Here is a 21772-nt window from a genome sequence, read left to right as displayed (position 1 = left end):
CCCCACCTGCCTCCCTCCCACAACTCAGGAACGCCCCCACCCGCCCCCTCCGACAACTCAGGAACATCTGGCGGTTCTGGGCGACACGGATGCCGAAAGGCCTGGTCGGCGGCGGGCGGTTCCTGAGTTGTGGGAGAGGGCGGGGAGGGGGCGGGCAGGGGTGGCCGAGGGTGTTCCTGAGTTCTGCGAGGGGCGGGGAAGGGGGACGGGCGGGGCGGCCGGGGAAGTTCCTGAGTTCTGCGAGGTGAGGAGAAGGGGGACGGGCGGGGCGGGAGGGGAGGGCGGATGCCGCGGCGCGCATTGCTCGCCCCGCTGCGGGAGATGCGCTACCATGGACGTTCTCGAATCGATTCGACTCCGCGGGCGCCATCGGCTCCCCGGGCGCGGGCACTCGAACCGCGCCATCCGCGCACTCGATCCGAGCGCACGATTCCGTGCACGACGGGCCCCGGCAGCCCGCCGAGCACGCCCGCCGAGCCAGCCCGCCGGGCCGGCACCCCCCAGCCCCGCCCGCCGACCCGCACCGCCCAGCCCGCACTGCCCAGCCCGCCCCGCCGACCCGGCCCGCCGAGCCGGCACCGCCCAGCCGCCGCATCCGCCCAGGGAGCCCATGTCCACCGCCTCCATCCCGATCATCCGCCCCGACGACACCGGCGCGGTGTCCGCCGCCCACGCGCACCCCGGCGACCGGTTGAGCGGGCGTCAGCGGCTCGTCTACGTGCTCGTGCTCGGGGCGCTCACGGCGCTCGGGCCGTTCACCGTCGACCTCTACCTGCCGGCGTTCCCGGTGCTGCAGGCCGAGCTCGGCGTGAGCGCCGCCGCGGTGCAGCTGACGCTCACGGGCACGATGATCGGCTTCGGGTTCGGACAGCTCATCGTCGGGCCGTGGAGCGACAAGGTCGGCCGGCGGCTGCCGCTGATTCTGTCGACGCTCCTGCACATCGCGGCCTCGGTCGGGGCGGCGTTCGCCCCCGACCTCACCTGGCTCGCCGTCTTCCGCTTGCTGCAGGGCTTCGGCGCGGCCGCCGGCGGCGTCGTCGCGATGGCGATGGTGCGCGACCTCTTCGGCGGCAAGCCGCTCGTGCGCATGCTGTCCCGCCTGGCGCTCGTGAACGGGCTCGCGCCGGTGCTCGCTCCCGTCATCGGCTCGCAGCTCCTGCAGGTGATGGACTGGCGCGGCATCTTCTGGGTGCTCGCGGTCTACGGCGTCGTGGTCGTCGTCTGCGTCGCGTTCCTCATCGTCGAGACGCTGCCGAAGCAGCGCCGGCACGCCGCGGGCCACTCCACCATGCGCGAGCGGTACCGGGCGCTGTTCCGCGACCGGGTGTACCTCGGCGCCGCCCTCGTCGGCGGCATGGTGTTCACCGGACTCTTCGGCTACCTCTCCACCTCGTCGTTCCTGTTCCAGGAGGTGTACGGCTTCACGGCGCAGCAGTACGGCCTGCTCTTCGGCGTGAACTCCGTCGGCATCATCATCGGCGTGCAGACGAGCTCGCGGCTCATGCGCGGGCGGGTGCAGCCGCAGTGGATCCTCGCGGTCACGACCCTCGTCCTGCTCGGCTCGGCGGTCGCGATCGCCGTGCTCGACCTCACCGGCGCCGGGCTCTGGGGCACGATCGTGCCGCTGTTCCTGTTCATCATGGCGTGCGGCTTCTCGTTCCCCGCGGTGCAGATCCTCGCGCTCGCCTCGCACGGCAACGAGGCGGGCACGGCGGCGTCGCTCCTCGGAGCGCTGAACTTCGGTCTCGCGGGCCTCATCTCGCCGCTGATCGGCCTCATGGGCGTCGGCAGCGCGGTGCCGATGGCGATCGTGATGACCGCGGCGGCGGTGATCGCGATCGTGGCGCTCTGGGCGCTCGTGCGCCCGCGCAGCGTGCCGCCGCTCGGCGACTGAGGGCGGGCGGCTAGCGTGGGCGCATGGCCCACGACGACTCGACCCATCCGGACCGTTCGGCGCACTCGGCCCGGCCGGCTGCGGCGGACGGCACGGATGCCCCGGCCGCACGACGGCTGCACCGCCGGGTGATCGTCGCCGCGGGCCTCGGCGTGCTGCTCGTGGCGGTGCTCCTCGGCGGACTGATCGCGATCCGCAACGGCATCGTCGGCGTCGACGAGGGCTGGGCGAGCGAGGTCATCGAGCTGCGCGGCGCGTTCGGCGACGCCGTCGCGTTCACGATGAACCGGCTCGGTGGCGGCGCGATCGGCGTGTTCGTGGTGCCCCTCGGCGGCGCCGTCGTCCTGCTCGTCTGCCGCCGTCCGTGGGGCGCCGCGTTCTTCCTGCTCGCCTCCGCCGCGAGCGCGGGCGTCGTGCAACTGCTGAAGCAGCTGTTCGGTCGGGCACGTCCGGAGGACATGCTGGTCACGAGCGACTTCGGTTCATTCCCCTCGGGGCATGTGGCGAACGCCGCCACGATCGCCGTGGTCGTCGGCATCATCGCGCCGCGCGTCTGGGTGTGGGTGCTCGGGGTCGCGTACACCGTGCTGATGGCGTTCACCCGCACGTACCTCGGGGTGCACTGGCTCACCGACACGATCGCCGGAGCCCTCGTCGGCGCCGGGGTCGCGCTCGTGGTGTGGGCGATCCTCGCGCGTCCGCTCGAGCGGGAGCGGCAGCGCTGGCATCGGCGACGGGATGCCGCGGCCGACCCGGCACCGGATCAGGCCGGGTGATCCCCGCCCGAGAGCTGGTCGAGCACGTGGTCGAGCACCTCGTCGAGCACGCCGAGTCCGTCGCGCACGCCGCCGGACGAGCCGGGCAGGTTGACGACGAGCGCCCCGGAGGCGATGCCGGCCCGGCCGCGACTCAGCAGGGCGGTCGGCGTCGTCGCGGCGCCGCGACGACGCAGTTCCTCGGCGAAGCCCGGCAGCTCGCGGTCGATGACGGCGGCGGTCGCCTCGGGCACGGTGTCGCCCGGCGCGATCCCGGTGCCGCCCGTTGACACGACGACGGCGGGGCTCGTCGCGAGCGCGGTGTCGAGCGCGATCGCGAAGTCCGGCCCGTCGGCGGCGACCACCGGCCCCTCGACGGCGAAGCCGCGCTCGCGCAGCCACTCCGCGATCACGGGGCCCGTGCGGTCCTCGTAGACGCCGGCCGCGGCCCGGGTCGAGGAGACGATGACGACCGCGTGCGCGCCATGCCGGCTGCCGGCGCTCACCCGCGGCTCCACTCGCCGCGCTTGCCGCCCGACTTCGCGAGCACGCAGACGTCGGTGATGACGGCCTCGTGGTCGACGGCCTTGATCATGTCGTAGAGGGTGAGGGCGGCGACGCTCGCGGCGGTGAGCGCTTCCATCTCGACGCCGGTCACGCCGTTCGTCGTCGCGGTCGCGACGACCCGCACCCGGTCGTCGGCCGGCTCGAAGTCCACGGCGAGCTTGGTGAGGGGGAGCGGATGGCAGAGCGGGATGAGCGCGGAGGTCTGCTTCGCGGCCAGGATGCCGGCGATGCGCGCCGTGCCGAGCGCCTCGCCCTTCGGCAGGCTGCCGTCGGTGATGCGGGCCACGACGTCCGCGCGGGTGACGAGCACGGCCTGCGCGCTCGCCGTGCGCCGGGTGACCGCCTTGTCGGTCACGTCGACCATGTGCGCCGAGCCGTCGGCGCGCAGGTGGGTGAGGCCGGAATCGGGCTCGTCAGTCATCGATCCTCCAGACGTCGACGGGGGCGCCGGCCGGGAGCCGGTCGACGCCGACGGGCAGGTGCACGAGCACCGTCGCCTGCGCGTACGCGTGCAGCAGGTGAGAGCTCGGAGCGCCGACCTCGACGGCGCCGTCGCCGTCGATGACGCCGCGGCGGACCTGGTGCTTCGCGAGCGGTGAGACGACCTCGTGGGCGAGGGGGAGGGTCGCCCGATGCCGGTCGGGCGCGAGCCCCTCGAGTCGACGCAGCACGGGTCGGAGGAACAGCTCGAAGGAGACGAGCGCGCTCACCGGGTTGCCGGGGAACGCGACCACGGGGACGCCGGCGGCGGCCTCCGCGCCATGCGGGTCGCCGAACCGCGCGAGCCCCAGCCCCTGCGGGCCGCCCGGCTGGATCGCGACCTTCTCGAAGGCGACACCGAGCGGGCCGAGCGCCTCCCGCACGACTTCGAAGGCGCCTTCGCTCACGCCGCCGCTCGTGACGACGAGATCGACTCGATCGGCGGCGGAGGCGATCGCCTGGCGCAGCGAGTCGGCGTCGTCGGGGGAGACGGCCTCGACCACGTCGGCACCGCAGCCGCGGAGCGCGGCGCTCAGCATCGTCGAGTTGGCATCGTGGATCTGCCCGGGCCGCAGCTCTGCGGCCGGGGGCCGGAGCTCGTGCCCGGTGGAGACGAGCAGCACCCGCAGCCGCCGCCGCACGCGCACGGTCGTCACGCCGGCGGCCGCGAGGGCGCCGAGCTGGGCGGGGCCGAGCCGAGTTCCGGCGGCGAGGAGCAGCGCGCCCGCGGCGACGTCGCTGCCGGTGCGACGCACGAACGCCCCGGGCTCGACCGGGGCGGCGAATCCGACGGTGGACTGCACGGGCGAGTCGTGGCGGGCGCCGGAGATGCCGATGAACGCGGGCGGATCGGCGGACTCGATGGGCACCACCGCATCGGCGCCGCGCGGGATCGGTGCGCCGGTCATGACCGGCGAGGCCGTGCCCGGGGCGAGCTCGAAGACGTGGTCGCCCGCGGCGCTGGTCGGTCCGATCGGCAGACGCACGGGCGACCCCGGGGCGGCGCCGGCGAGTTCGGCGGCGCGGAGCGCGTAGCCGTCCATCTGCGAGTTGTCGAAGCCGGGCAGGTCGATCGGGCAGTCGACGTCGGCGGCGAGCACGCGACCGAGCGCGTCGCCGGCGGCGAGGCCCGCCTCCTCGGCGCCGAGCCGGGACTCGAGCGGGGCGAGCAGCTCGGTGACCGCACGACGGTGTTCGGCGTAGCTGCGCATGCGTTCAGCCTAGGTGGCGAATGCTTCGGACGCCCTGTGCGCTCGGCTCCCGGCCGCACCCGCCCCCGGCCGCGCCCGGCTCCCGACCCCGGCCCCCGGCCGCGCCCGGTGCGCTCAGCCGCCGGCGAAGGGCGGCAGCAGGTCGACCGCGGCGCCGAGCGGGGTCGCGGGGTCGCGGCGCACGGTGCCGTCGACGAGGAAGGAGCCGTTCTGCAAGACCCGCTGCATGTCGGCGCCGTAACGCTCGGCGAGCAGCTCGCGGAGCCCGCCGACGGTGGCGTCGCCGAGCTCGATCCGCTCCTCCTCCCGGCCGGCGGCGTCTGCCGCGGCCGCGAAGTAGCGCACGGTCACGAGGGTCATGGGCTCGATGCTACCCGAACGGCGGAATCCGGCATCCGCCAAGCGGAAAAGTCGCGCGGGTACACTGACCGAATGACCCAGCCGCTCGTGGCGCCGGGCCCGCCGCTCGGCGCCGAGCGGGTGAGCCGGCACAGCCGCCAACTCATGCTGCCCGGCTACGGCGAGGAGGCGCAACGGCGACTCGCCGCGGCGCGGGTGCTCGTGATCGGCGCGGGCGGGCTCGGCAGCGCCGTCGTGCCGGCGCTCGCGGGCTCGGGGATCGGCACGATCGGCATCGCGGACGACGATGCGGTGGAGCTCAGCAACCTGCCCCGGCAGCTGAGCCACGGGGTCGGCGACCTCGGCCGCCCCAAGGTCGACTCGCTCGCCGACACCGTCGCCGCGATCGACCCCGAGTGCCGGGTGGTCCGGCACCGCGTGCGGCTGACCGCGGCGAACCTCCCCGGCATCCTCGCCGACTACGACCTCGTCGTCGACGGCAGCGACAACTTCCCCACCCGCTACCTCGCGAACGACGCCGCGCACCTCGCCGGCGTCCCGCTCGTCTGGGGGGCGATCCTGCGGTACCAGGGCCAGGTGGGCGTCGCCTGGCGCGGGCACGGTCCCGGCTACCGCGACCTGTTCCCGACGCCGCCGGCGCCGGGCGAGGTGCCCTCGTGCGAGCTCGGCGGCGTGCTGCCGACGCTGTGCCTCACGATCGGAGCCATGCTCGCGAGCGAGGTCGTGAAGCTCGTCGCCGGCCTCGGCGACCCCCTCCTCGGGCGGGTGCTGAGCTACGACGCGTTGAGCGGGCGCAGCCGCGAGATCGCCTACGGCGTCGACCCCGACGCGGCCGAGGTCACCGAGCTCGTCGACTACGAACGCTTCTGCGGGCTGCCTCCGCGCGAGGCATCTGCGGATGCCCCGACCGCGGCGATCTCGGCCGCCGAGCTGCTGCGCCGGCTGCGGGCCGGTGAGCCGTTGCGCCTGCTCGACGTCCGCGAGCCGGCCGAGGCCGAGCTCCGCCGCATCGCCGGGAGCGAGCTCGTGCCGCTCGGCGAGCTCCTCGGCGGGGCCGAACCGTCGTCGGCGGACGCCGGCCCGCTCGTCGTCTATTGCGAAGTCGGGCTCCGCTCCGCACGGGCTGCTGCGGCGCTCGCCGCCCGCGGTCACGACGGTGTCGTCTCCCTCGACGGCGGCATCGACCGTTTCGCCGCGCTCGGCGCGGAGTACCTCACCCGATGACCCCGAGCGAAAGCGAGCCAGCGATGCCGGATCCGGAGCCCACCGAGCCGGAGCCCACCGAGCCCGAGCCCACCGAGCCCGAGCCCACCGAGCCCTACGCCGTCGTCTCCGAGACGCCCCTCGACGAGGCCGCGGTCCGCCGGGCGGTCGAGAGCGAGGCCTCGGGCGCCGTCGTCGTGTTCCACGGCGTCGTGCGCGACCACGACGGCGGCCGGCCCGTGCGCGCCCTCGACTACCGCGGCCACCCCGACGCCCAGCGATTCCTCGCGGACTGCGTCCGACGCATCCGCGAGGAGACCGGCTTCGCGGTCGCCGCCGCCCACCGCGTCGGCGACCTCGGGATCGGCGACGTCGCCCTCGTCGCGGCGGCCGGAGCGGGGCACCGGGCGGAGGCCTTCGACGCGTGCGAGCGCCTCGTCGAGCTCGTGAAGCAGGAGGTGCCGATCTGGAAGCGGCAGCACTTCGACGACGGCGTCTCGGAGTGGGTCGGGCTGTGAGGCGCTGACCCCCGGCCGGGTGCGGCTCAGCCGCCGATGTAGCTCATCTCGATCTTCTGCCGGGCGGCCCGGAGTTCGGGCGTGAGGCCCGCGCGCAGCTCGGAGTAGCGGTCGTCGCGGGCGCCCCAGATCGCCCCCATCGCCGCGGCCAGCTCGGCGTCGTCGGCGCCGCCGCGGAGGAGGGCGCGCAGGTCGTGCCCCTCGCTCGCGAAGAGGCAGGTGAACAGCTTGCCCTCGGTCGAGATCCTGGCGCGGTTGCACGTGCCGCAGAACGCGTTCGTCACGCTCGAGATGACGCCGATCTCGCCCTCGCCGTCGGCGTAGCGCCAGCGGGCCGCGGTCTCGCCCGGCGCCGAGCGCCCGAGGGGGACGAGCGGCAGCTCCGCCCCGATCCGCGCGACGATCTCGGCCGAGGGCACGACCTCGGCGAGATCCCAGCCGTTCGAGGTGCCGACATCCATGTACTCGATGAAGCGCAGCGTGTACGGCGTGCCCTTGAAGTGCCGCGCCATCGCGACGACCTCGTCGTCGTTCAGCCCGCGCTTCACCACCATATTGAGCTTGATGGGGCCGAGCCCGGCCGCGTGTGCGGCGTCGATACCGGCGAGCACGCGCGCCACGGGGAAGCGCACGTCGTTCATCTCCTGGAACCGGCGGTCGTCGAGCGAGTCCAGCGACACGGTGACCCGGGTGAGTCCGGCCTCGCGGAGGGCGTCGGCCTTCACCGCGAGCGCGGCGCCGTTCGTCGTGAGAGCGAGCTCGAGCGGTCGGCCGTCGGGGGTGCGGAGCTCGGCGAGCCGGCCCACGAGCTCCTCGACGCCGCGGCGGAGCAGCGGCTCGCCGCCCGTCAGCCGGAGCTTCTCGACGCCGTGCGCGGCGGCCACCCCGGCGATCCGCACGATCTCGTCGAAACTCAGCAGCTCGTCGCGGTCGAGGAAGGCGTAATCGCGGCCGAAGACGGCCTTCGGCATGCAGTAGACGCAGCGGAAGTTGCAGCGATCGGTGATCGAGATGCGGAGATCCCGCATGGGGCGGCCGAGGCGGTCCGGCAGCTCGCCGGACGCCGGCAGCCGCCTGGCTCCGTCCGTTCCGGTCTGCGCCGGCGTCGTGATCGTCATCGTCACCCCCTCGTGGGCGTCTACCGTAACACCGCCGCGAGGATGCGCCGTCAGACGAGGGGGCGCACCGACACGTCGGCCGGATCGACCCGGAAGGCGAGCACCGCGCCCGGTTCGAGGTCGAGCGCGACCGCCGCGGCGGTCGGCACGTCGACGGCGACCTTGGGCTGCTCGGCGGTGAGGATGCGCACGCCGCCGGCGGTGGGTTCGAGGCTCGCGACGGTACCGGACCAGCGGTTCGCGCCGGCCTCACCGACCGCGGCAGCCGCGCCGGGCGAGGCATCCGCCCCCGCCGCCCGCACGTGCACCGCCGCCGGGGCGAAGACCGCCGAGGCCGGTGCGCCGGTGACGAGATCCGCCCGCTCGGCCGAACGCAGCACGAGCCCGCCGGCCGCCCGCACCGTCGCCGGGTCGAGGGCGACGCCCTCGACGAGGTCCACCCCCGCGAGCGCCGCGATGAACGGCGTTCGCGGATGGCCGAGCACCCGGGCGATCGGTCCCTCGTCGACGAGGCGACCGGCCTGCAGGATGGCCGCGCGGCCGGCGAGCACGAGCGCGTCGAGCGGGTCGTGGGTCACGAGCAGCATCGGGATGCCGAGCGCGGCACGGTGCTCGCGGACGAGCCGTCGCATGCCGGCCGCCGCCTCGACGTCGAGCGCCGCGAAGGGCTCGTCGAGGAGCAGCGCCGCGGGCCGGGCGGCGAGCGTGCGGGCGAGCGCGACACGCTGCTGCTGCCCGCCGGAGAGCTCGGCCGGACGGCGCCGCTCGAAGCCGGCGAGGCCGACCCGTTCGAGCCATCCGGCGGACTCGGTGCGCGCCTCGCGTCGGCCGAGGCCCTGGGCGCGCGGGCCGAAGGCGACGTTCTCGAGGGCGCTCAGGTGCGGGAACAGCAGCGGCTGCTGTCCGAGCAGGCCGATGCGGCGGGCCGGGAGCGGCACGTCGCGCGTCGTCGAGCCGCCGAGCAGGCGCCCGCCGACGCGGATCTCGCCCCGAGCGACGGGCACGTGCCCGGCGATCGCCCCGAGGAGCGTCGACTTGCCCGAGCCGTTCGGCCCGAGCACGGCGAGCACCTGGTCCGCGCCGACGGCGAGGGACGCCTCGAGCCGGAAGCCGCCGCGCTCGACCTCGAGCTCGGCGACGAGTGCGGCGTCCGCCGCCGGGCCGGCCGCGGCATCCCTCCGTCCTTCCGGTGCCGCGCTCATCGCGGGGCGTCCGCTCGCCAGCCCCGCATCAGCACGAGCACCGCGATCGCCACGGCGATGAGCATCAAGGACAGCGCGATGGCCGTGTCCTCGCTGACCCCGGCGCCGTTGAAGGCCGTGTAGATCGCGAGCGGCATGGTCCGGGTCGTGCCGGCGGCGTTGCCGGCGAAGAGCGCCGTCGCGCCGAACTCGCCCAGCGCCCGGGCGAAGCACAGCACGGCGCCCGCGAGGAGGCCCGGGGCGACGAGGGGCAGGGTGATCCGGCGGAAGACGGTGAAGCGCCCGGCGCCGAGTCCTGCGGCGACGCCCTCGAAGCGGGTGCCCGCGGTGCGCAGCGCGCCCTCCACGGAGATCACGAGGAAGGGCAGCGCGACGAAGACCTGCGCGATGACGACGGCCGCGGTCGTGAAGGGGATGCGGATGCCCCAGACGGCGAGCGCCTCGCCGAGGAGCCCGGTGCGACCGAGGAGCGAGAGCAGTGCGATGCCGCCGACGAGCGGGGGCAGCACCAGCGGCAGGGTGACGAGGGTGCGCAGTGCGGCGGCGGTGCCGCGCGAGCTCCGGGCGATGACGAGGGCGAGCGGGACACCGAGGACCACGCAGGCGAGCGTGGCCCAGCTCGCGGTGGCGAGCGAGAGGCCGAGCGCCTGCACCGCCTCGGGGGAGGTGATCGCCGCGGGCACGCCCGCCCAGTCGAGGCGGAGCAGCAGCGCGAGGAGCGGCAGCAGCAGCACGGCGGCGCCGAGGCCGGCCGGGACGTACAGCCAGCCGGGGAAGCGCCCCGCGACGGCGACACCGCGGGGCGCGTGCTCGACTCGGGTCACGGCGCTCCGAAGCCGAAGGAGGCGAGCACCCGCTGGCCGGCCTTCGAGGTGACGAACGCGACGAAGGCGGCGGCCGCCTCCGGGTTCGGCGCGGCGGTGAGCGCGGTCAGCGGGTAGACGTTCGTCGCGTCCGCGGCGTTCGCGATCCCGACGCCCTCGACCGCGTCGCCCGCGGCCGCCACGTCGGTCACGTAGACGAGCCCCGCGTCGGCCTCGCCGGACTTCACCTTGGTGAGCACGGCGGTGACGTTCTGCTCCTCGCTCGCGGGGGTCAGCGTGAGGCCCGCCGCCTGGATGAGCCTCTGCGAGGCCGCGCCGCAGGGCACCTCGGGCGCGCAGAGCACGACGGTCGCGGGGCGGTCGTCGGCGGTCGTCGTGGCGCCGTCGGCGAGGGCGTCGAGGCCGTCGATGCCGAGCGGGTTGCCGGGGGCGACGGCGATCTCGAGCACGTTGGTGGCGACGTCGTCGGCGGACTCGGCGAGACCGGCATCGAGCACCTTCGCCATGTTCTTCTCGTCGGCCGAGGCGAACACGTCGGCGGGAGCGCCCTCGATGAGCTGCGTGGCGAGCACGGAGGAGCCGTCGTAGGTGATCGGCACGACGTCGACACCGGGGTGCTCGGCCTCGAAGCGCGCGGCGAGCTCGTCGAAGGCACCGCTCAGCGAGGCGGCGGCGTAGATCGTGAGCTCGCCCGTCAGGGCGGACTCGTCGGCGCCCGTGCGCTCGGTGGGGCTCGGGGCGGGCTGGCCTCCCGCGGCGCAGCCGGCCAGGAGGGCGGCAGCGGCGATGGCGGCGCCGACGCCGGCGAGGCGGGACCGGCGGCGGGGCGGAGTGGTGGCGGCGGGATGCTGCGGGATCACGACGAGGGGTCCTCTTCCGTCTCGATGATCACCGTGGTCGCCTTGACCACGGCGACACCTCGCGAACCGATCTCGAGCTCCATCTCCCTCGCGGCCTCGGCCGACATGAGCGAGACGACCCGGTTCGGGCCGCACTGCAGCTCGACCTGGGCCATGAGCCCGGCGATCTCGACCTTGGTGACGAGACCGACGAAGCGGTTGCGGGCGCTGCGGCGCACATGGGTCCGGTCGGCGATGGTCGCCGCGATGGCCTGCGCCCTCGCGGCGAGTTCGCGACCGGGCACGACCTGGCGGCCGGCGTCGTCCTTCGAGACGCTCAGCAGCCCGTCCTGTACCCATCGCCGAACGGTGTCGTCGCTCACGCCGAGGAGATCGGCGGCCTCACTGATCCGATATTGCGCCATAGCGTTGACAATACTTCCGCATCCGCGGAACTGCAAGCAAGTTTTCCGTATTTCAGAAGCAAACTTCCAAAAACGTGTAGACCCTGGGAATGGGGGCTGTTAGCCTCGACCAGTCGCCGGGCCGCCACGAAGCCGCCCGGTGCCGCAGCCCAGCAGACCCGAACGGATCGACGACGATCACGCCGGCGCCGAACAGACGCCGCGGACCCGACCGCCCGATTCGGACTCCGAGAGCAAGGATGCTTTTCATGGAATCGCTCGGTACCACCACCACGGCCGGAACGGCGCCCGACGGCGCCGAGCCGACGCCCGCCCAGTACCTCGCCCGAGCCGTCGCGCTCGCCACCGAGAACGTGCGCCGCTCGGGCGGCCCGTTCGGCGCGATCGTCGTCACGGCCGACGGCCGGGTCTTCGAGGGCGTCAACCGGGTCACCGCGAATCTCGACCCCACCGCCCACGCCGAGGTCTCGGCCATCCGCGCCGCCTGTCAGGGCATCGGCGACTTCGACCTCTCCGGCGCCGTGCTCTACACGAGCTGCGAGCCCTGCCCGATGTGCCTCGCCTCCTCCCTCTGGGCCCGCATCGACCGCGTCTACTTCGCGGCGAGCCGGCACGACGCGGCCGACGCGGGCTTCGACGACGCCGTCTTCTACCGCTACTTCGAGGGCGACGACTCGGACCGCGCGGTCATGCCGGTCGCCGACATCGAGCTGCCGCCCGCCGAGCGGGTCGCCCCCTTCACCGAGTGGCAGCACACCGCCACCCGCATCGAGTACTGAGCGGAGACGGACGTGACCCAGCACACCGACAGCACCGCGACGCCCATCCCCGACCCGCTGCCCACCGGCGCGACCACCACGGTCGACGGCGAGCCGAAGAACGCCATCGACCGCTTCTTCGAGATCACCCGGCGCGGCTCCACCTTCGGTCGGGAGATCCGCGGCGGCATCGTCACCTTCGTGACGATGGCGTACATCGTCATCCTGAACCCGCTGATCCTCGGCGGTACCGAAGACGTCGCCGGCAACGCCCTCGACGCCGCCCAGGTCGGCGCGGCGACCGGCCTCACCGCCGGCCTGATGACCATCCTCTTCGGCGTCTTCGCCCGGCTGCCCTTCGCCATCGCGGCCGGCCTCGGCATCAACTCCTTCCTCGCGGTCTCGGTCGTGGGGCAGGTCACCTGGCCGGAGGCGATGGGCCTCGTCGTGATCAACGGCGTCATCATCGTGCTCCTCGGCGCCACCGGCGCACGCACCGCGATCTTCCGCGCGGTGCCGCAGGCGCTGAAGGCGGCGATCACCGTCGGCATCGGCCTGTTCATCGCCTTCATCGGCTTCGTCGACTCCGGCTTCGTGAACCGCACGCCGGGCGGCCCGCCCGTGCAGCTCGGCGACGCCGGCTCGATCACTTCGGTGCCGACGTTGATCTTCCTGCTCGGCCTCGTGCTCATCGGCATCCTCGTCGCCAGGAAGGTGCCCGGCGGCATCCTGATCGGCATCGTCGTGACCACGATCATCGCCATCATCGCCCAGGCGCTCCTGAAGCTCGGCCCCTCCTTCGAGGACCCGAACGGCTGGCACATGACGATCCCCGAGCTGCCGACCGCGCTGTTCACCGTGCCCGACTTCGGGCTCGTCGGGCAGTTCGACCTCTTCGGCTCCTTCGGCCGCATCGGCGCGCTGTCGGCGACGATGCTCATCTTCACCCTCGTGTTCTCGAACTTCTTCGACGCGATGGGCACGATGACCGGGCTCGCGAAGAACGCCGGGCTCGCGCACAAGGACGGCACCTTCCCGCGGCTGCGGGCGGCGTTCATCGTCGAGGGCGCCGGCGCGATCGCGGGCGGTGCGACCTCCACCTCCTCGAACACGGTCTACGTCGACAGCGCCTCCGGCATCGGCGAGGGCGCACGCACCGGGCTCGCCTCGATCGTCGTGGGCGTGCTGTTCCTCCTCTCCATGTTCCTCACGCCGCTCACGCTCGTGGTGCCGATCGAGGTCGGCTCCGCGGCGCTCGTCATCGTCGGCGCGATGATGATGGGGCAGATCCGCGAGATCAAGTTCGACAAGTTCGCGGTGGCGCTGCCCGCCTTCCTCACGATCGTGACGATGCCGCTCACGTACTCGATCGCGAACGGCATCGGCGTGGGCTTCATCTCCTGGGCGCTCGTGAACGCGGCATCCGGTCGGGGGCGCAAGGTGCACTGGCTGATGTGGATCGTCGCGGCCGGCTTCGCGCTCTACTTCGTGCGCGGGCCGATCGAGAGCCTCATCGCCGGCTGAGCCGCGCCTTCGACGCGCCCCGGTCGGCACTGCGCCGACCGGGGCGCGGTCGCGTCCCACGTCCGCGCTCCCGGCGGCGTCACACGCCCTCCGGCCGTGGTGGGATGGATCGGAAGGGAACGGTGAAGAGGACTTGACGACGAACGGGCCGGGCGCAGGATCGGTATGGCGGGCGCCCGGGATGCCCGCACTCATCACGATGACGGCCCTGGGCTTCTCCGGCTTCGCCGTGCTCATGCCGGTCGCCCCGCTCTGGGCGGTGTCGGGCGGCGCCGACGTCGCGGGGGCCGGGCTCGTCACAGGCGTGCTGATGCTCGCCACCGTCGCCGGTCAGACGATGGTGCCCGCGGCGCTCCGCCGCTTCGGCTGGGGGCCCGTGCTCGTCGTCGGGCTGCTGCTCCTCGGTCTCCCCGCCCCGGCGATGCTCGCCTCCGCCGAGCTGCCCGTCATCCTCGCCTGGTCGGCGGTGCGCGGGCTCGGCTTCGCCGTGCTCACCGTGGCCGGCGGCAGCGCCGTGCCCGAGCTCATCGAACCGGCCCGTCGGGGGCGGGCGATCGGCGCTTGGGGCCTCGCGATCGCCGGACCCCAGCTCGTGCTGCTGCCGCTCGCGCCCTGGGTCGCGGAGCACCTCGGCTACGCCCCGGTGTTCGTGGTCGCCGCACTGCCCGTGCTCGGCATCCCCGCCGCGCTCCGCCTCGCCCGCCACCTCGCCGCGAAGCCGCCGCACCCGGCCGAGCACGCGCACGCCTCGCACGGCCCGCTCGCCGCGGCCGCCGTGCTGTTCCGCCCGGTCGCGCTGCTCCTCGCCGTCACCGTCGCCGGCGGCGCCCTGATCACCTTCCTGCCGCAGCTCGCCGGCGACCAGCTGCTCGCGGCGGCCGCGCTGCTGCTCCTCACGGGCCTCGCCGCGCTCTCGCGCTGGCTCATCGGCGGGCCGGCCGACCGCTTCGGCGCGCGCCCCCTGCTCTGGCCGCTCGTGCTCGCGACGACCGCCGGCCTCGCGATCACGGCCTGGGGCGTCGTGGATGCCTCGGCACCCGCGGACTGGGCGCTGCTCGTCGGCGCCGCCCTCGTCGGCCTCGGCTACGGCGGACTGCAGAACCTCACGCTGGGGGAGGCCTTCGCCGCCGTCGGCCCGCGGGACACCCTGCTCGCGAGCATGGTGTGGAACATCGGCTTCGACGCGGGCACCGGCTTCGGCGCCGTGCTCGTCGGCACGATCGCGGCGGGCTTCTCGTTCCCGGTCGCCTTCCTCTGCGCCGCGGCGCTGTCGCTCGCGACGCTCCCGCTCGCGATCATGCGGGGGCGCCGCCTGAGCTGACGGGCGGATGCCTCGGCACGCGCCGGGGCGGCTCCGCGCGCCGCTCAGCCGCGGCCGATGAAGGGCATGCCCGCCGCCGTCGCCGTCAGCTGCGGGACGCTCACCGAGAGCGGCAGCTCGGCGAGCGTCAGGAAGAGCCGGGCGACGTCGTCGGCGGCCATCGTCGGTTCGACGAGGCGTCGGCCGTCGGCCTGGAGGGCGCCCCCGCCGACGAGGCCGTCGACGAGGGCGGTGCGCGCGTTGCCGAGGTCGAGCTCGGTGCAGGTGATGCCGTGCACCCGGCCGTCGAGCTCGATGGACTTCGAGAGCCCGGCGATCGCGTGCTTCGTCGTCGTGTACGCGGCCGAGCGGGGCCGCCGGGGCACCTGCGCCGAGACGGAGCCGTTGTTCACGACGCGGCCACCGGGCGGCCGCTGGGCCGCCATCCGCCGGAACGCGGCACCCGCGCAGCGCACCGCCGCGGTCACGTTCACCGCGAGCGTCGCCGCCCACTCGGCCTCGTCGAGGGCGCCGACGTCGGCGCTCGGGCCGAAGGTGCCGGCGTTGTTGAAGAGCAGGTCGAGCCGCCCGAAGCGCTCGTCGTGGCGGGCGAAGAGCCGCTCGACGTCGGCCGCGTCGGTGACGTCGGCGGGCACGACGAGCGCCGCCCGGAACCCGGCGGCGGTCTCCTCGAGCGGCGCGCGGCGGCGCCCGGCGAGCGTCACGTTCCAGCCCGCCCCGAGCAGGGCACGGGCGCAGGCACGGCCGATGCCGCTGCCCGCGCCGGTGACGAGGGCCGAGCGGGCGCCGCTCACTCCTCGTCCCCCTCGTCCCCCTCGGCTGCGGCCTCGGGCTCCGCCGCCTCGATGAGCTGCAGCACCCGGGCGGCGACGCTCACGGCGATCGCGGCGGGCAGCTTCGAGCCGATGCCGTCGATCCCGATCGGCGTCGTGACCCGAGCGAGCGCCTCGTCGTCGTGGCCGAGCTCGTGGAGCTTGCCGCGGAACCTCGCCCACTTCGAGCGCGAGCCGATCAGCCCGATGGAGCCGAGCCCCGGCGTGCGCAGCGCTGTCTCGACGATCGCGAGGTCCTCGACGTGGTCATGGGTCATGACGAGCACGTGGGAGCCGGGCGGCAGCTCGGCGAGCGCGGCCTCCGGCACGGGCGCGTGGTGCACCCGCACCTCCGCGACGGCGTCGGCGAGCGGGCCGGTGCGGCCGGGCTCGCCGAGGCGGTCGGCGGCGAGCATCTCGGGGCGGGAGTCCACCAGGTGGAGTTCGAGCGGATGCCTCGCCAGCACCCGGGCGAGTTCGAGGCCGACGTGGCCGACGCCGAAGACGGCGACCGCCGGCACCGTGCGGACGGGTTCCAAGAGCATCGTGACCTCTCCTCCGCAGCACTGCACGCCGTACTCCGTGTTCGCCTTGTCGCTCAAGGTCAGCGTCAGCAGCTCCGGCTCGGCCGCACCCTCGGCGAGGAGCTCCCGCGCGCGGCGCACGGCCGTCGCCTCGAGGTTGCCGCCGCCGACGGTGCCGAAGAGGCCGTCGGCGGAGACGACCATTTTGGCGCCGCCGTTCCGGGGGGCGTGCCCGCGGACCATCGCCAGGGTGACGATGACCGCGGGCGTCCGCGCCTCGCGGAGCCGCTGCAGCGCGTCGAGCCAGTCCATCCGGGTCCCGTCAGTCCGCGCCGACGAGCTCGCGCGAGGCATCCGTCTGCCCGACGGGCTCGGCGGGCGCGCCGGCCGCCCGCACCGCCTCGACCGCCCAGAAGACGGCCTCCGGCGTCGCGGGCGAGGCGAGGGCGACCGCCCGGCCGCCCGGTCCGAAGGCGGCGACTGCCTCGCGGAGCGCTTCCCGGGCGCTGAAGGCGAGCATGAAGGGCGGCTCGCCGACGGCCTTCGAGCCGTAGACGGCGCCCTCCTCGCGGGCGTCCTCGAAGAGTCGCACGTTGAACACCTCGGGCATCTCCGAGAAGCTCGGCAGCTTGTACGTCGAGGCCGACTGGGTGAGCAGGCGCCCGCGGGCGGGGCCGTCGGTCTCGTCCCAGCGGAGCTCCTCGAGCGTCAGCCACCCGACGCCCTGCACGTACGCGCCCTCGATCTGGCCGATGTCGAGCATCGGCGAGAGCGAGTCGCCCACGTCGTGCACGATGTCGACCCGGCGCACCCGGTACGCGCCCGTGAAGCCGTCGACCTCGACCTCGCTGGCGGCCGCGCCGTAGGCGAAGTACTTGAACGGCGAGCCCTGCATGAGGTCGGGGTTCCAGTGCAGCCCCTCGGTGCGGTAGTAGCCGGCGGCCCAGAGCTGCACCCGCTGCAGGTACGCGGCCTCCGCGACCTCGGCGAAACTCAGCCGCTGCCCGCGGTTGCCGAGCCCGGTGACGACGCCGCCCGAGAAGCGCACGTCGCGCTCGTCGACGCCGAGCAGGCGCCCCGCGACCTTCGCCATCCGCTCGCGGATCTGCTCGCAGGCGTTCTTCACCGCGCCGCCGTTCAGGTCGGCGCCCGAGCTCGCCGCCGTCGCCGAGGTGTTCGGCACCTTGTCGGTGCGCGTCGGCGCCAGCCGCACCTGGTGCAGCTCGAGGCCGAGCGCGGTCGCTGCGACCTGCAGCATCTTCGTGTGCAGGCCCTGCCCCATCTCGGTGCCGCCGTGGTTGATCAGCACCGAGCCGTCCTTGTAGACGTGCACGAGGGCGCCCGCCTGGTTGAACGCCGCGAAGTTGAACGAGATGCCGAACTTGATCGGCGTGATCGCGAGCGCGCGCTTGCGGTCCTCGTGGGCGGCGTTGAACGCGGCGATCGCGGCTCGACGGGCGTCGAAGTCGCTCTCGGCCTTGAGCTCGGTCCAGATGCGGGGCATCCGCTCGGCGTCCTTCACCGTCTGGCCGTACGGCGTCGCCTGGCCGGGGCGGTAGAAGTTCTGCTCGCGGAGCGTCGCCGCCTCGATGCCGAGCTCGGGGGCGACCCGGCCGAGGATGTCCTCGATGAGGAAGACGCCCTGCGGTCCGCCGAAGCCGCGGAACGCGGTCTGCGAGGTCTTGTTCGTCCTCGCGATGCGGCCGTGCGCGTGCACGTTCGGGATCCAGTAGGCGTTGTCGAGGTGGCAGAGCGCCCGGCCGAGCACAGGCTCGGAGAGGTCGAGGCTCCAGCCGCCGTCGGCCGTGAGCGTCGCCTCGAGCGCCTGGATGAACCCGTCCTCGGTGAAACCCGCCCGCCACTCGATGTGGAAGGGGTGGCGCTTGCCGGTCATCGTGAGGTCCTGCGTGCGGTTCAGCCGCAGCCGCACGGGGCGGCCGGTGAGCTTCGCGCCGAGCGCGGCGATCGCCGCGAGTCCGTGCGGCTGCATCTCCTTGCCGCCGAAGCCGCCGCCCATGCGCAGCTGCTGCACGGTGACCTCGTTCGAGGGGACGCCGAGCACGTGCGCGACGATCTCCTGCGTCTCGGAGGGGTGCTGGGTGGAGCACTGCACGAAGTACTGCCCCTCGGAGTCGCGGATCGCGTACGAGGCCTGCGTCTCCAGGTAGAAGTGCTCCTGGCCGCCGAACTCGGTGACCCCCTCGAAGACGCGCGGGGCGTCGGCGAGGGCGGCGGCGGCGTCGCCGCGGGCGACCGTGCGGGCGATGCCCTGGTACGACTCGGCGGCGATCGCGTCGCGCACGGTGATGAGCGAGGGCAGCGGCTCGTACTCGACCTGCACGGCGGCCGCGCCGAGGCGGGCGGCCTCCTGCGTCTCGCCGAGCACCCAGACGAGGGCGTGGCCGAGGAACATCGCCTCGCTCGGGAACAGCGGCTCGTCGTGCTTGATGCCCGCGTCGTTCAGGCCGGGCACGTCGGCGGCCGTGAGCACGCGGACGACGCCCGGCACCTCGTAGGCGGGCGCGACGTCGACGGAGACGCGCGCGTGCGCGTTCGTCGACTGCACGGGCCAGGCGGTGAGCACGCCGTGGTCGCGCGCGGCGAGGTCGTCGGTGTACATCGCCGCGCCGGTGACGTGCAGCGCGGCGCTCTCGTGCGCGGCGCGGAGGCCGACGACCGGGTCGGCGGGGCGGTCGGCGAGGGCGCTCATGCCGGGACCTCCGTCCGGGAGCTGCGACTGGAGCCGCGGGAGGTGGCGTACAGCTTCAGGAGGGCCGTGCCGAGCATCGCGCTGCGGTAGTCGGCGCTCGCCCGGTGGTCGCTCATCGGGGTGCCCGTCTCGCGGAGCACCGCCGAGGCGGCGCGCACCGTCGTGAGGTCCCACGGCCGGCCGACGAGCACCTGCTCCGCCTCGTAGGCGCGGAGCGGCGTGGCGGCCACGCCGCCGAGGCCGATCCGGGCGGCCGTGACCACGCCCGCGTCGTCGACGTCGAGCGCGAACGCGACGGCGACGCTCGAGATGTCGTCGAAGCGGCGCTTGGCGATCTTGTGGAACGCGGTGAGCCCTGCGAGCGGCAGCGGGATGCGGATGGCCCGGATGAGCTCGCCCGGCTCCCGCACCGTCTGCCGGTACCCGGTGAAGTACTCGGCGAGCTCGACCTCGCGCTCGAGGACCGCGCCCGTCTCGTCCGCCTTCGCGAGCACGACGCGCGCGCCGAGGGCGAGGAGGGCGGGCGGGGTGTCGCCGATCGGCGAGCCGGTGCCGAGGTTGCCGCCGATCGTGCCGCGGTTGCGGATGAGGCGGGAGGCGAACTGCGGGAAGAGCTGGGCGAGCAGCGGCACCCGGCCGTCGAGGCGGCGCTCGACGTCCGAGAGCGGCAGCGCCGCGCCGATCTCCACGACGTCGTCGCCGAGGTGCAGGGTGCGCAGCTCCTCGAGCTGCTCGATGGCCACGACGAGCGGGGCCCGGCGGCCGCGGATGTTCACCTCGACGCCCCAATCGGTCGAGCCGGCCACGAGGAGCGCGTCCGGCTCGTCGCGGAGGAGCGCCAGCGTCTCGACGAGCGAGGCGGGCCGGACGAAGCGGGCGCCGTCGTGGGCGTAGTCGGTGGGCACGGCGACGGGGGCGGGCTGCGCGCGCCGCTCGGCCAGCGGGTCGTCCGCCTCCGGGAAGCCGAGCGTGTAGGCGGCGTCGCGGATCGGCCGGTACCCGGTGCAACGGCAGAGGTTGCCGCTCAGCGAGTGCAGGTCGAAGCCGTTCGGGCCGTGCTCGGCGTCGGCCGCGCTCTCGGGGTCGTCGGGGGCGGCGCCGCTCGGGGCGCCGTCGTGCACGGGGCAGGGCTCGCCGGAGGGGTCGGGCTCGGCCGAGGCATCCTGGACGACGCGGTCGGCGCGGTAGAACTCGCCGGCCATGCTGCAGGCGAAGCCGGGCGTGCAGTAGCCGCACTGGGAGCCGCCGGCCTCGGCGAGCTTCTCCTGCACCGGGTGCAGCGCCTCGGGGGAGCCGAGCCCTTCGGCGGTCACCAGTTCCTGACCCGCGAGGGCGTGCACCGGCACGAGGCACGCGTTCACCGCGGTCCAGGCGGTGCCGCCGTCGTCGGCGGGGGTGGCGAGCAGCATGGCGCAGGCACCGCATTCGCCTTCGGCGCAGCCCTCCTTGCTGCCGGTGAGGCCGGTGTCGCGGAGCCAGTCGAGGGCGGTCGCGTGCGCGGGGACGCCGTCGAGCGGGCGGGATCGACCGTTGACGGTCAGGGCGTGGTGTTCCATATCGAAACTCCTCGGGTCCGGCGTCGACGTCGACGCCTGCGGCACCGGGGCCCCGGTGGCCCCACCTCGCACCGCGCCCGCCCAGCGGCGGACACCTCCAGGGTACCGCTCGCCGAACCGGCAGTTCTTGCGATCCGGAATCCGGTTTTCGCAGAACGGATATGGATACTACGCGACTCGGGCACGATCCGGCAGAGGCAGTGCCCGAAGGGACGCCGAAGGTCGACCCGGGCGATGGTCGAGGGGCAAAGGGTCGGGCGGCGGCTCAGGCCGCGGCGGCGAGGGCGCCGATCTCGCGCACCGCCTCGCGCAGCACCGGGATGGCCCGGGCGGCGAAGTCCTCGTCGACGCGGGCGAGCGGCCCGGAGACCGAGACGGCCGTCGGCACCGGGGCGCCCGGCACGGCCATGGCGTAGCAGCGCACGCCGATCTCCTGCTCGCCGTCGTCGATGGAGTAGCCGCGGGCCCGGATCTCGGCCAGGTCGGCCAGGAGCGCCTCGAGGGTCGTGATGGAGTGCTCGGTCTCGGCGGGCAGGCCGGTGCGGCCCACGATCTCGCGCACCTGTTCGTCGTCGAGCTCGGCGAGGATGGCCTTGCCGACCCCGGTCGAGTGCAGGTACGAGCGCCGACCGACCTCGGTGAACATGCGCATGGCGTGCGGCGAGGGCGCCTGGGAGACGTAGATGACGCGGTCGCCGTCGAGGGTGGCGAGGTTCGCGGTCTCGCCGAGCCGCTCGACGAGGCCCTTGAGCTGCGGGCGGGCGAGCTGGCCGAACTGGCGGTTCGCGACCTCGCCGAGCCGCACGAGGCGCGGGCCGAGCGCGTAGCGGCGGTTCGCGAGCTGGCGGGCGTAGCCGAGGGAGACGAGGGTGCGCAGCAGGCGGTGGATGGTCGGCAGCGGCAGCTCGGCCGTCGTCGACAGCTCGCTCAGCGTGACGTCGCCGCCCGCGTCGGCGATGAGTTCGAGCAGGTCGAAGACCCGTGCGACGGACTTGACGCCTTCAGCTTCGGCCATGCCGGGGCTCCTCGGTTCTGCATCTCGGGGGCGAGTATCCGCATCGCGGAAAACGCGGGTGGACACAAGATACCGCACGGCTCCGCCGGCTGGGCCGTCGGGGTGCGCGCTGCGGCGTCGAGCGGGATGCCGGAGGCTTGTGTTTCCGTAAAGCAA

21 protein-coding genes are annotated in these 21772 nt (G+C 74.3%); 7 read left to right on the top strand and 14 right to left on the bottom strand.

The window, feature by feature from the left end:
* Positions 1-610 precede the first annotated feature (610 nt).
* On the top strand, positions 611-1894 hold the full coding sequence (locus tag M3147_RS16050; RefSeq protein ID WP_251204422.1) for a multidrug effflux MFS transporter: 1284 nt from the start codon (positions 611-613) through the stop codon (positions 1892-1894).
* A gap of 23 nt (positions 1895-1917) precedes the next feature.
* Positions 1918-2670, top strand: coding sequence for a phosphatase PAP2 family protein (locus M3147_RS16045; RefSeq protein WP_251204421.1), 753 nt, complete (start codon positions 1918-1920; stop codon positions 2668-2670).
* Here M3147_RS16045 and M3147_RS16040 read toward each other — a convergent pair.
* The 4 genes from M3147_RS16040 to M3147_RS16025 form a co-directional block, all read right to left on the bottom strand.
* The gene (locus M3147_RS16040; RefSeq protein ID WP_251204420.1) at positions 2658-3155 is read right to left on the bottom strand and encodes a MogA/MoaB family molybdenum cofactor biosynthesis protein; all 498 of its coding nucleotides are present in this window, start codon (positions 3153-3155) and stop codon (positions 2658-2660) included. The genes M3147_RS16045 and M3147_RS16040 overlap by 13 nt on opposite strands.
* On the bottom strand, positions 3152-3637 hold the full coding sequence (gene moaC, locus M3147_RS16035) for a cyclic pyranopterin monophosphate synthase MoaC (RefSeq protein WP_251204419.1): 486 nt from the start codon (positions 3635-3637) through the stop codon (positions 3152-3154). Before moaC ends, M3147_RS16040 begins: the two co-directional genes overlap by 4 nt.
* Positions 3630-4907, bottom strand: a complete 1278-nt coding sequence (locus M3147_RS16030) for a molybdopterin molybdotransferase MoeA (protein ID WP_251204418.1) — start codon at positions 4905-4907, stop codon at positions 3630-3632. Before M3147_RS16030 ends, moaC begins: the two co-directional genes overlap by 8 nt.
* 114 nt (positions 4908-5021) lie before the next feature.
* A complete protein-coding gene (locus tag M3147_RS16025) occupies positions 5022-5267 on the bottom strand; it encodes a MoaD/ThiS family protein (protein ID WP_251204417.1) in 246 nt (81 codons plus the stop codon).
* Between the two features lie 72 nt (positions 5268-5339).
* Here M3147_RS16025 and M3147_RS16020 point away from each other — a divergent pair, with 72 nt between their 5' ends.
* Together M3147_RS16020 and M3147_RS16015 are read left to right on the top strand one after the other, a co-directional pair.
* The gene (locus tag M3147_RS16020) at positions 5340-6491 is read left to right on the top strand and encodes a ThiF family adenylyltransferase (RefSeq protein WP_251204416.1); all 1152 of its coding nucleotides are present in this window, start codon (positions 5340-5342) and stop codon (positions 6489-6491) included.
* A gap of 23 nt (positions 6492-6514) precedes the next feature.
* Entirely contained in the window at positions 6515-6988 is a 474-nt protein-coding gene (locus M3147_RS16015) for a molybdenum cofactor biosynthesis protein MoaE (RefSeq protein ID WP_251204415.1), read from the top strand.
* Between the two features lie 26 nt (positions 6989-7014).
* On the opposite strand, the gene moaA is transcribed toward M3147_RS16015, so the two are convergent.
* The 5 genes from moaA to M3147_RS15990 are packed head-to-tail and all read right to left on the bottom strand — an operon-like array spanning position 7015 to position 11396.
* Entirely contained in the window at positions 7015-8106 is a 1092-nt protein-coding gene (gene moaA, locus M3147_RS16010; RefSeq protein ID WP_285873976.1) for a GTP 3',8-cyclase MoaA, read from the bottom strand.
* Between the two features lie 50 nt (positions 8107-8156).
* Positions 8157-9308 (bottom strand): ABC transporter ATP-binding protein, encoded by a 1152-nt coding sequence (locus tag M3147_RS16005; RefSeq protein ID WP_251204414.1) that lies wholly within the window; start codon positions 9306-9308, stop codon positions 8157-8159.
* On the bottom strand, positions 9305-10132 hold the full coding sequence (locus M3147_RS16000; protein ID WP_251204413.1) for an ABC transporter permease: 828 nt from the start codon (positions 10130-10132) through the stop codon (positions 9305-9307). Before M3147_RS16000 ends, M3147_RS16005 begins: the two co-directional genes overlap by 4 nt.
* Entirely contained in the window at positions 10129-10992 is an 864-nt protein-coding gene (gene modA, locus M3147_RS15995) for a molybdate ABC transporter substrate-binding protein (protein ID WP_251204412.1), read from the bottom strand. Before modA ends, M3147_RS16000 begins: the two co-directional genes overlap by 4 nt.
* The gene (locus tag M3147_RS15990) at positions 10989-11396 is read right to left on the bottom strand and encodes a TOBE domain-containing protein (protein ID WP_251204411.1); all 408 of its coding nucleotides are present in this window, start codon (positions 11394-11396) and stop codon (positions 10989-10991) included. Before M3147_RS15990 ends, modA begins: the two co-directional genes overlap by 4 nt.
* A 248-nt stretch (positions 11397-11644) precedes the next feature.
* Here M3147_RS15990 and M3147_RS15985 point away from each other — a divergent pair, with 248 nt between their 5' ends.
* The 3 genes from M3147_RS15985 to M3147_RS15975 all read left to right on the top strand — a co-directional run bounded on the left by M3147_RS15985 (position 11645) and on the right by M3147_RS15975 (position 14999).
* Entirely contained in the window at positions 11645-12175 is a 531-nt protein-coding gene (locus M3147_RS15985; protein ID WP_243569071.1) for a nucleoside deaminase, read from the top strand.
* Between the two features lie 45 nt (positions 12176-12220).
* Positions 12221-13678, top strand: a complete 1458-nt coding sequence (locus M3147_RS15980; RefSeq protein ID WP_251204522.1) for an NCS2 family permease — start codon at positions 12221-12223, stop codon at positions 13676-13678.
* 181 nt (positions 13679-13859) lie between these two features.
* Positions 13860-14999 carry an MFS transporter gene (locus M3147_RS15975; RefSeq protein ID WP_251204410.1) on the top strand — a complete coding sequence of 380 codons (1140 nt, stop codon included), beginning with the start codon at positions 13860-13862 and terminating at the stop codon, positions 14997-14999.
* Between the two features lie 44 nt (positions 15000-15043).
* Here the strand turns inward: M3147_RS15975 and M3147_RS15970 are convergent, their stop codons facing one another.
* From M3147_RS15970 to M3147_RS15950, 5 genes are all read right to left on the bottom strand, one after another.
* Positions 15044-15793: an SDR family oxidoreductase gene (locus tag M3147_RS15970; RefSeq protein ID WP_251204409.1), complete on the bottom strand. Its 750-nt coding sequence runs from the start codon at positions 15791-15793 to the stop codon at positions 15044-15046.
* Positions 15790-16647 carry a xanthine dehydrogenase accessory protein XdhC gene (gene xdhC, locus M3147_RS15965; RefSeq protein ID WP_251204408.1) on the bottom strand — a complete coding sequence of 286 codons (858 nt, stop codon included), beginning with the start codon at positions 16645-16647 and terminating at the stop codon, positions 15790-15792. Before xdhC ends, M3147_RS15970 begins: the two co-directional genes overlap by 4 nt.
* A gap of 10 nt (positions 16648-16657) precedes the next feature.
* A complete protein-coding gene (xdhB, locus tag M3147_RS15960; protein ID WP_251204407.1) occupies positions 16658-19045 on the bottom strand; it encodes a xanthine dehydrogenase molybdopterin binding subunit in 2388 nt (795 codons plus the stop codon).
* The gene (locus M3147_RS15955) at positions 19042-20601 is read right to left on the bottom strand and encodes a xanthine dehydrogenase small subunit (protein ID WP_251204406.1); all 1560 of its coding nucleotides are present in this window, start codon (positions 20599-20601) and stop codon (positions 19042-19044) included. Before M3147_RS15955 ends, xdhB begins: the two co-directional genes overlap by 4 nt.
* A gap of 265 nt (positions 20602-20866) precedes the next feature.
* Entirely contained in the window at positions 20867-21616 is a 750-nt protein-coding gene (locus M3147_RS15950) for an IclR family transcriptional regulator (protein WP_251204405.1), read from the bottom strand.
* Between the last annotated feature and the right edge of the window lie 156 nt (positions 21617-21772).

It is taken from the genome of Agromyces mediolanus, assembly GCF_023715325.1.
GTDB lineage: Bacteria > Actinomycetota > Actinomycetes > Actinomycetales > Microbacteriaceae > Agromyces > Agromyces mediolanus_A.
The sequence above is the reverse complement of the archived record's forward strand: the minus strand, read 5'-3'. Positions and strand labels throughout refer to the sequence as shown.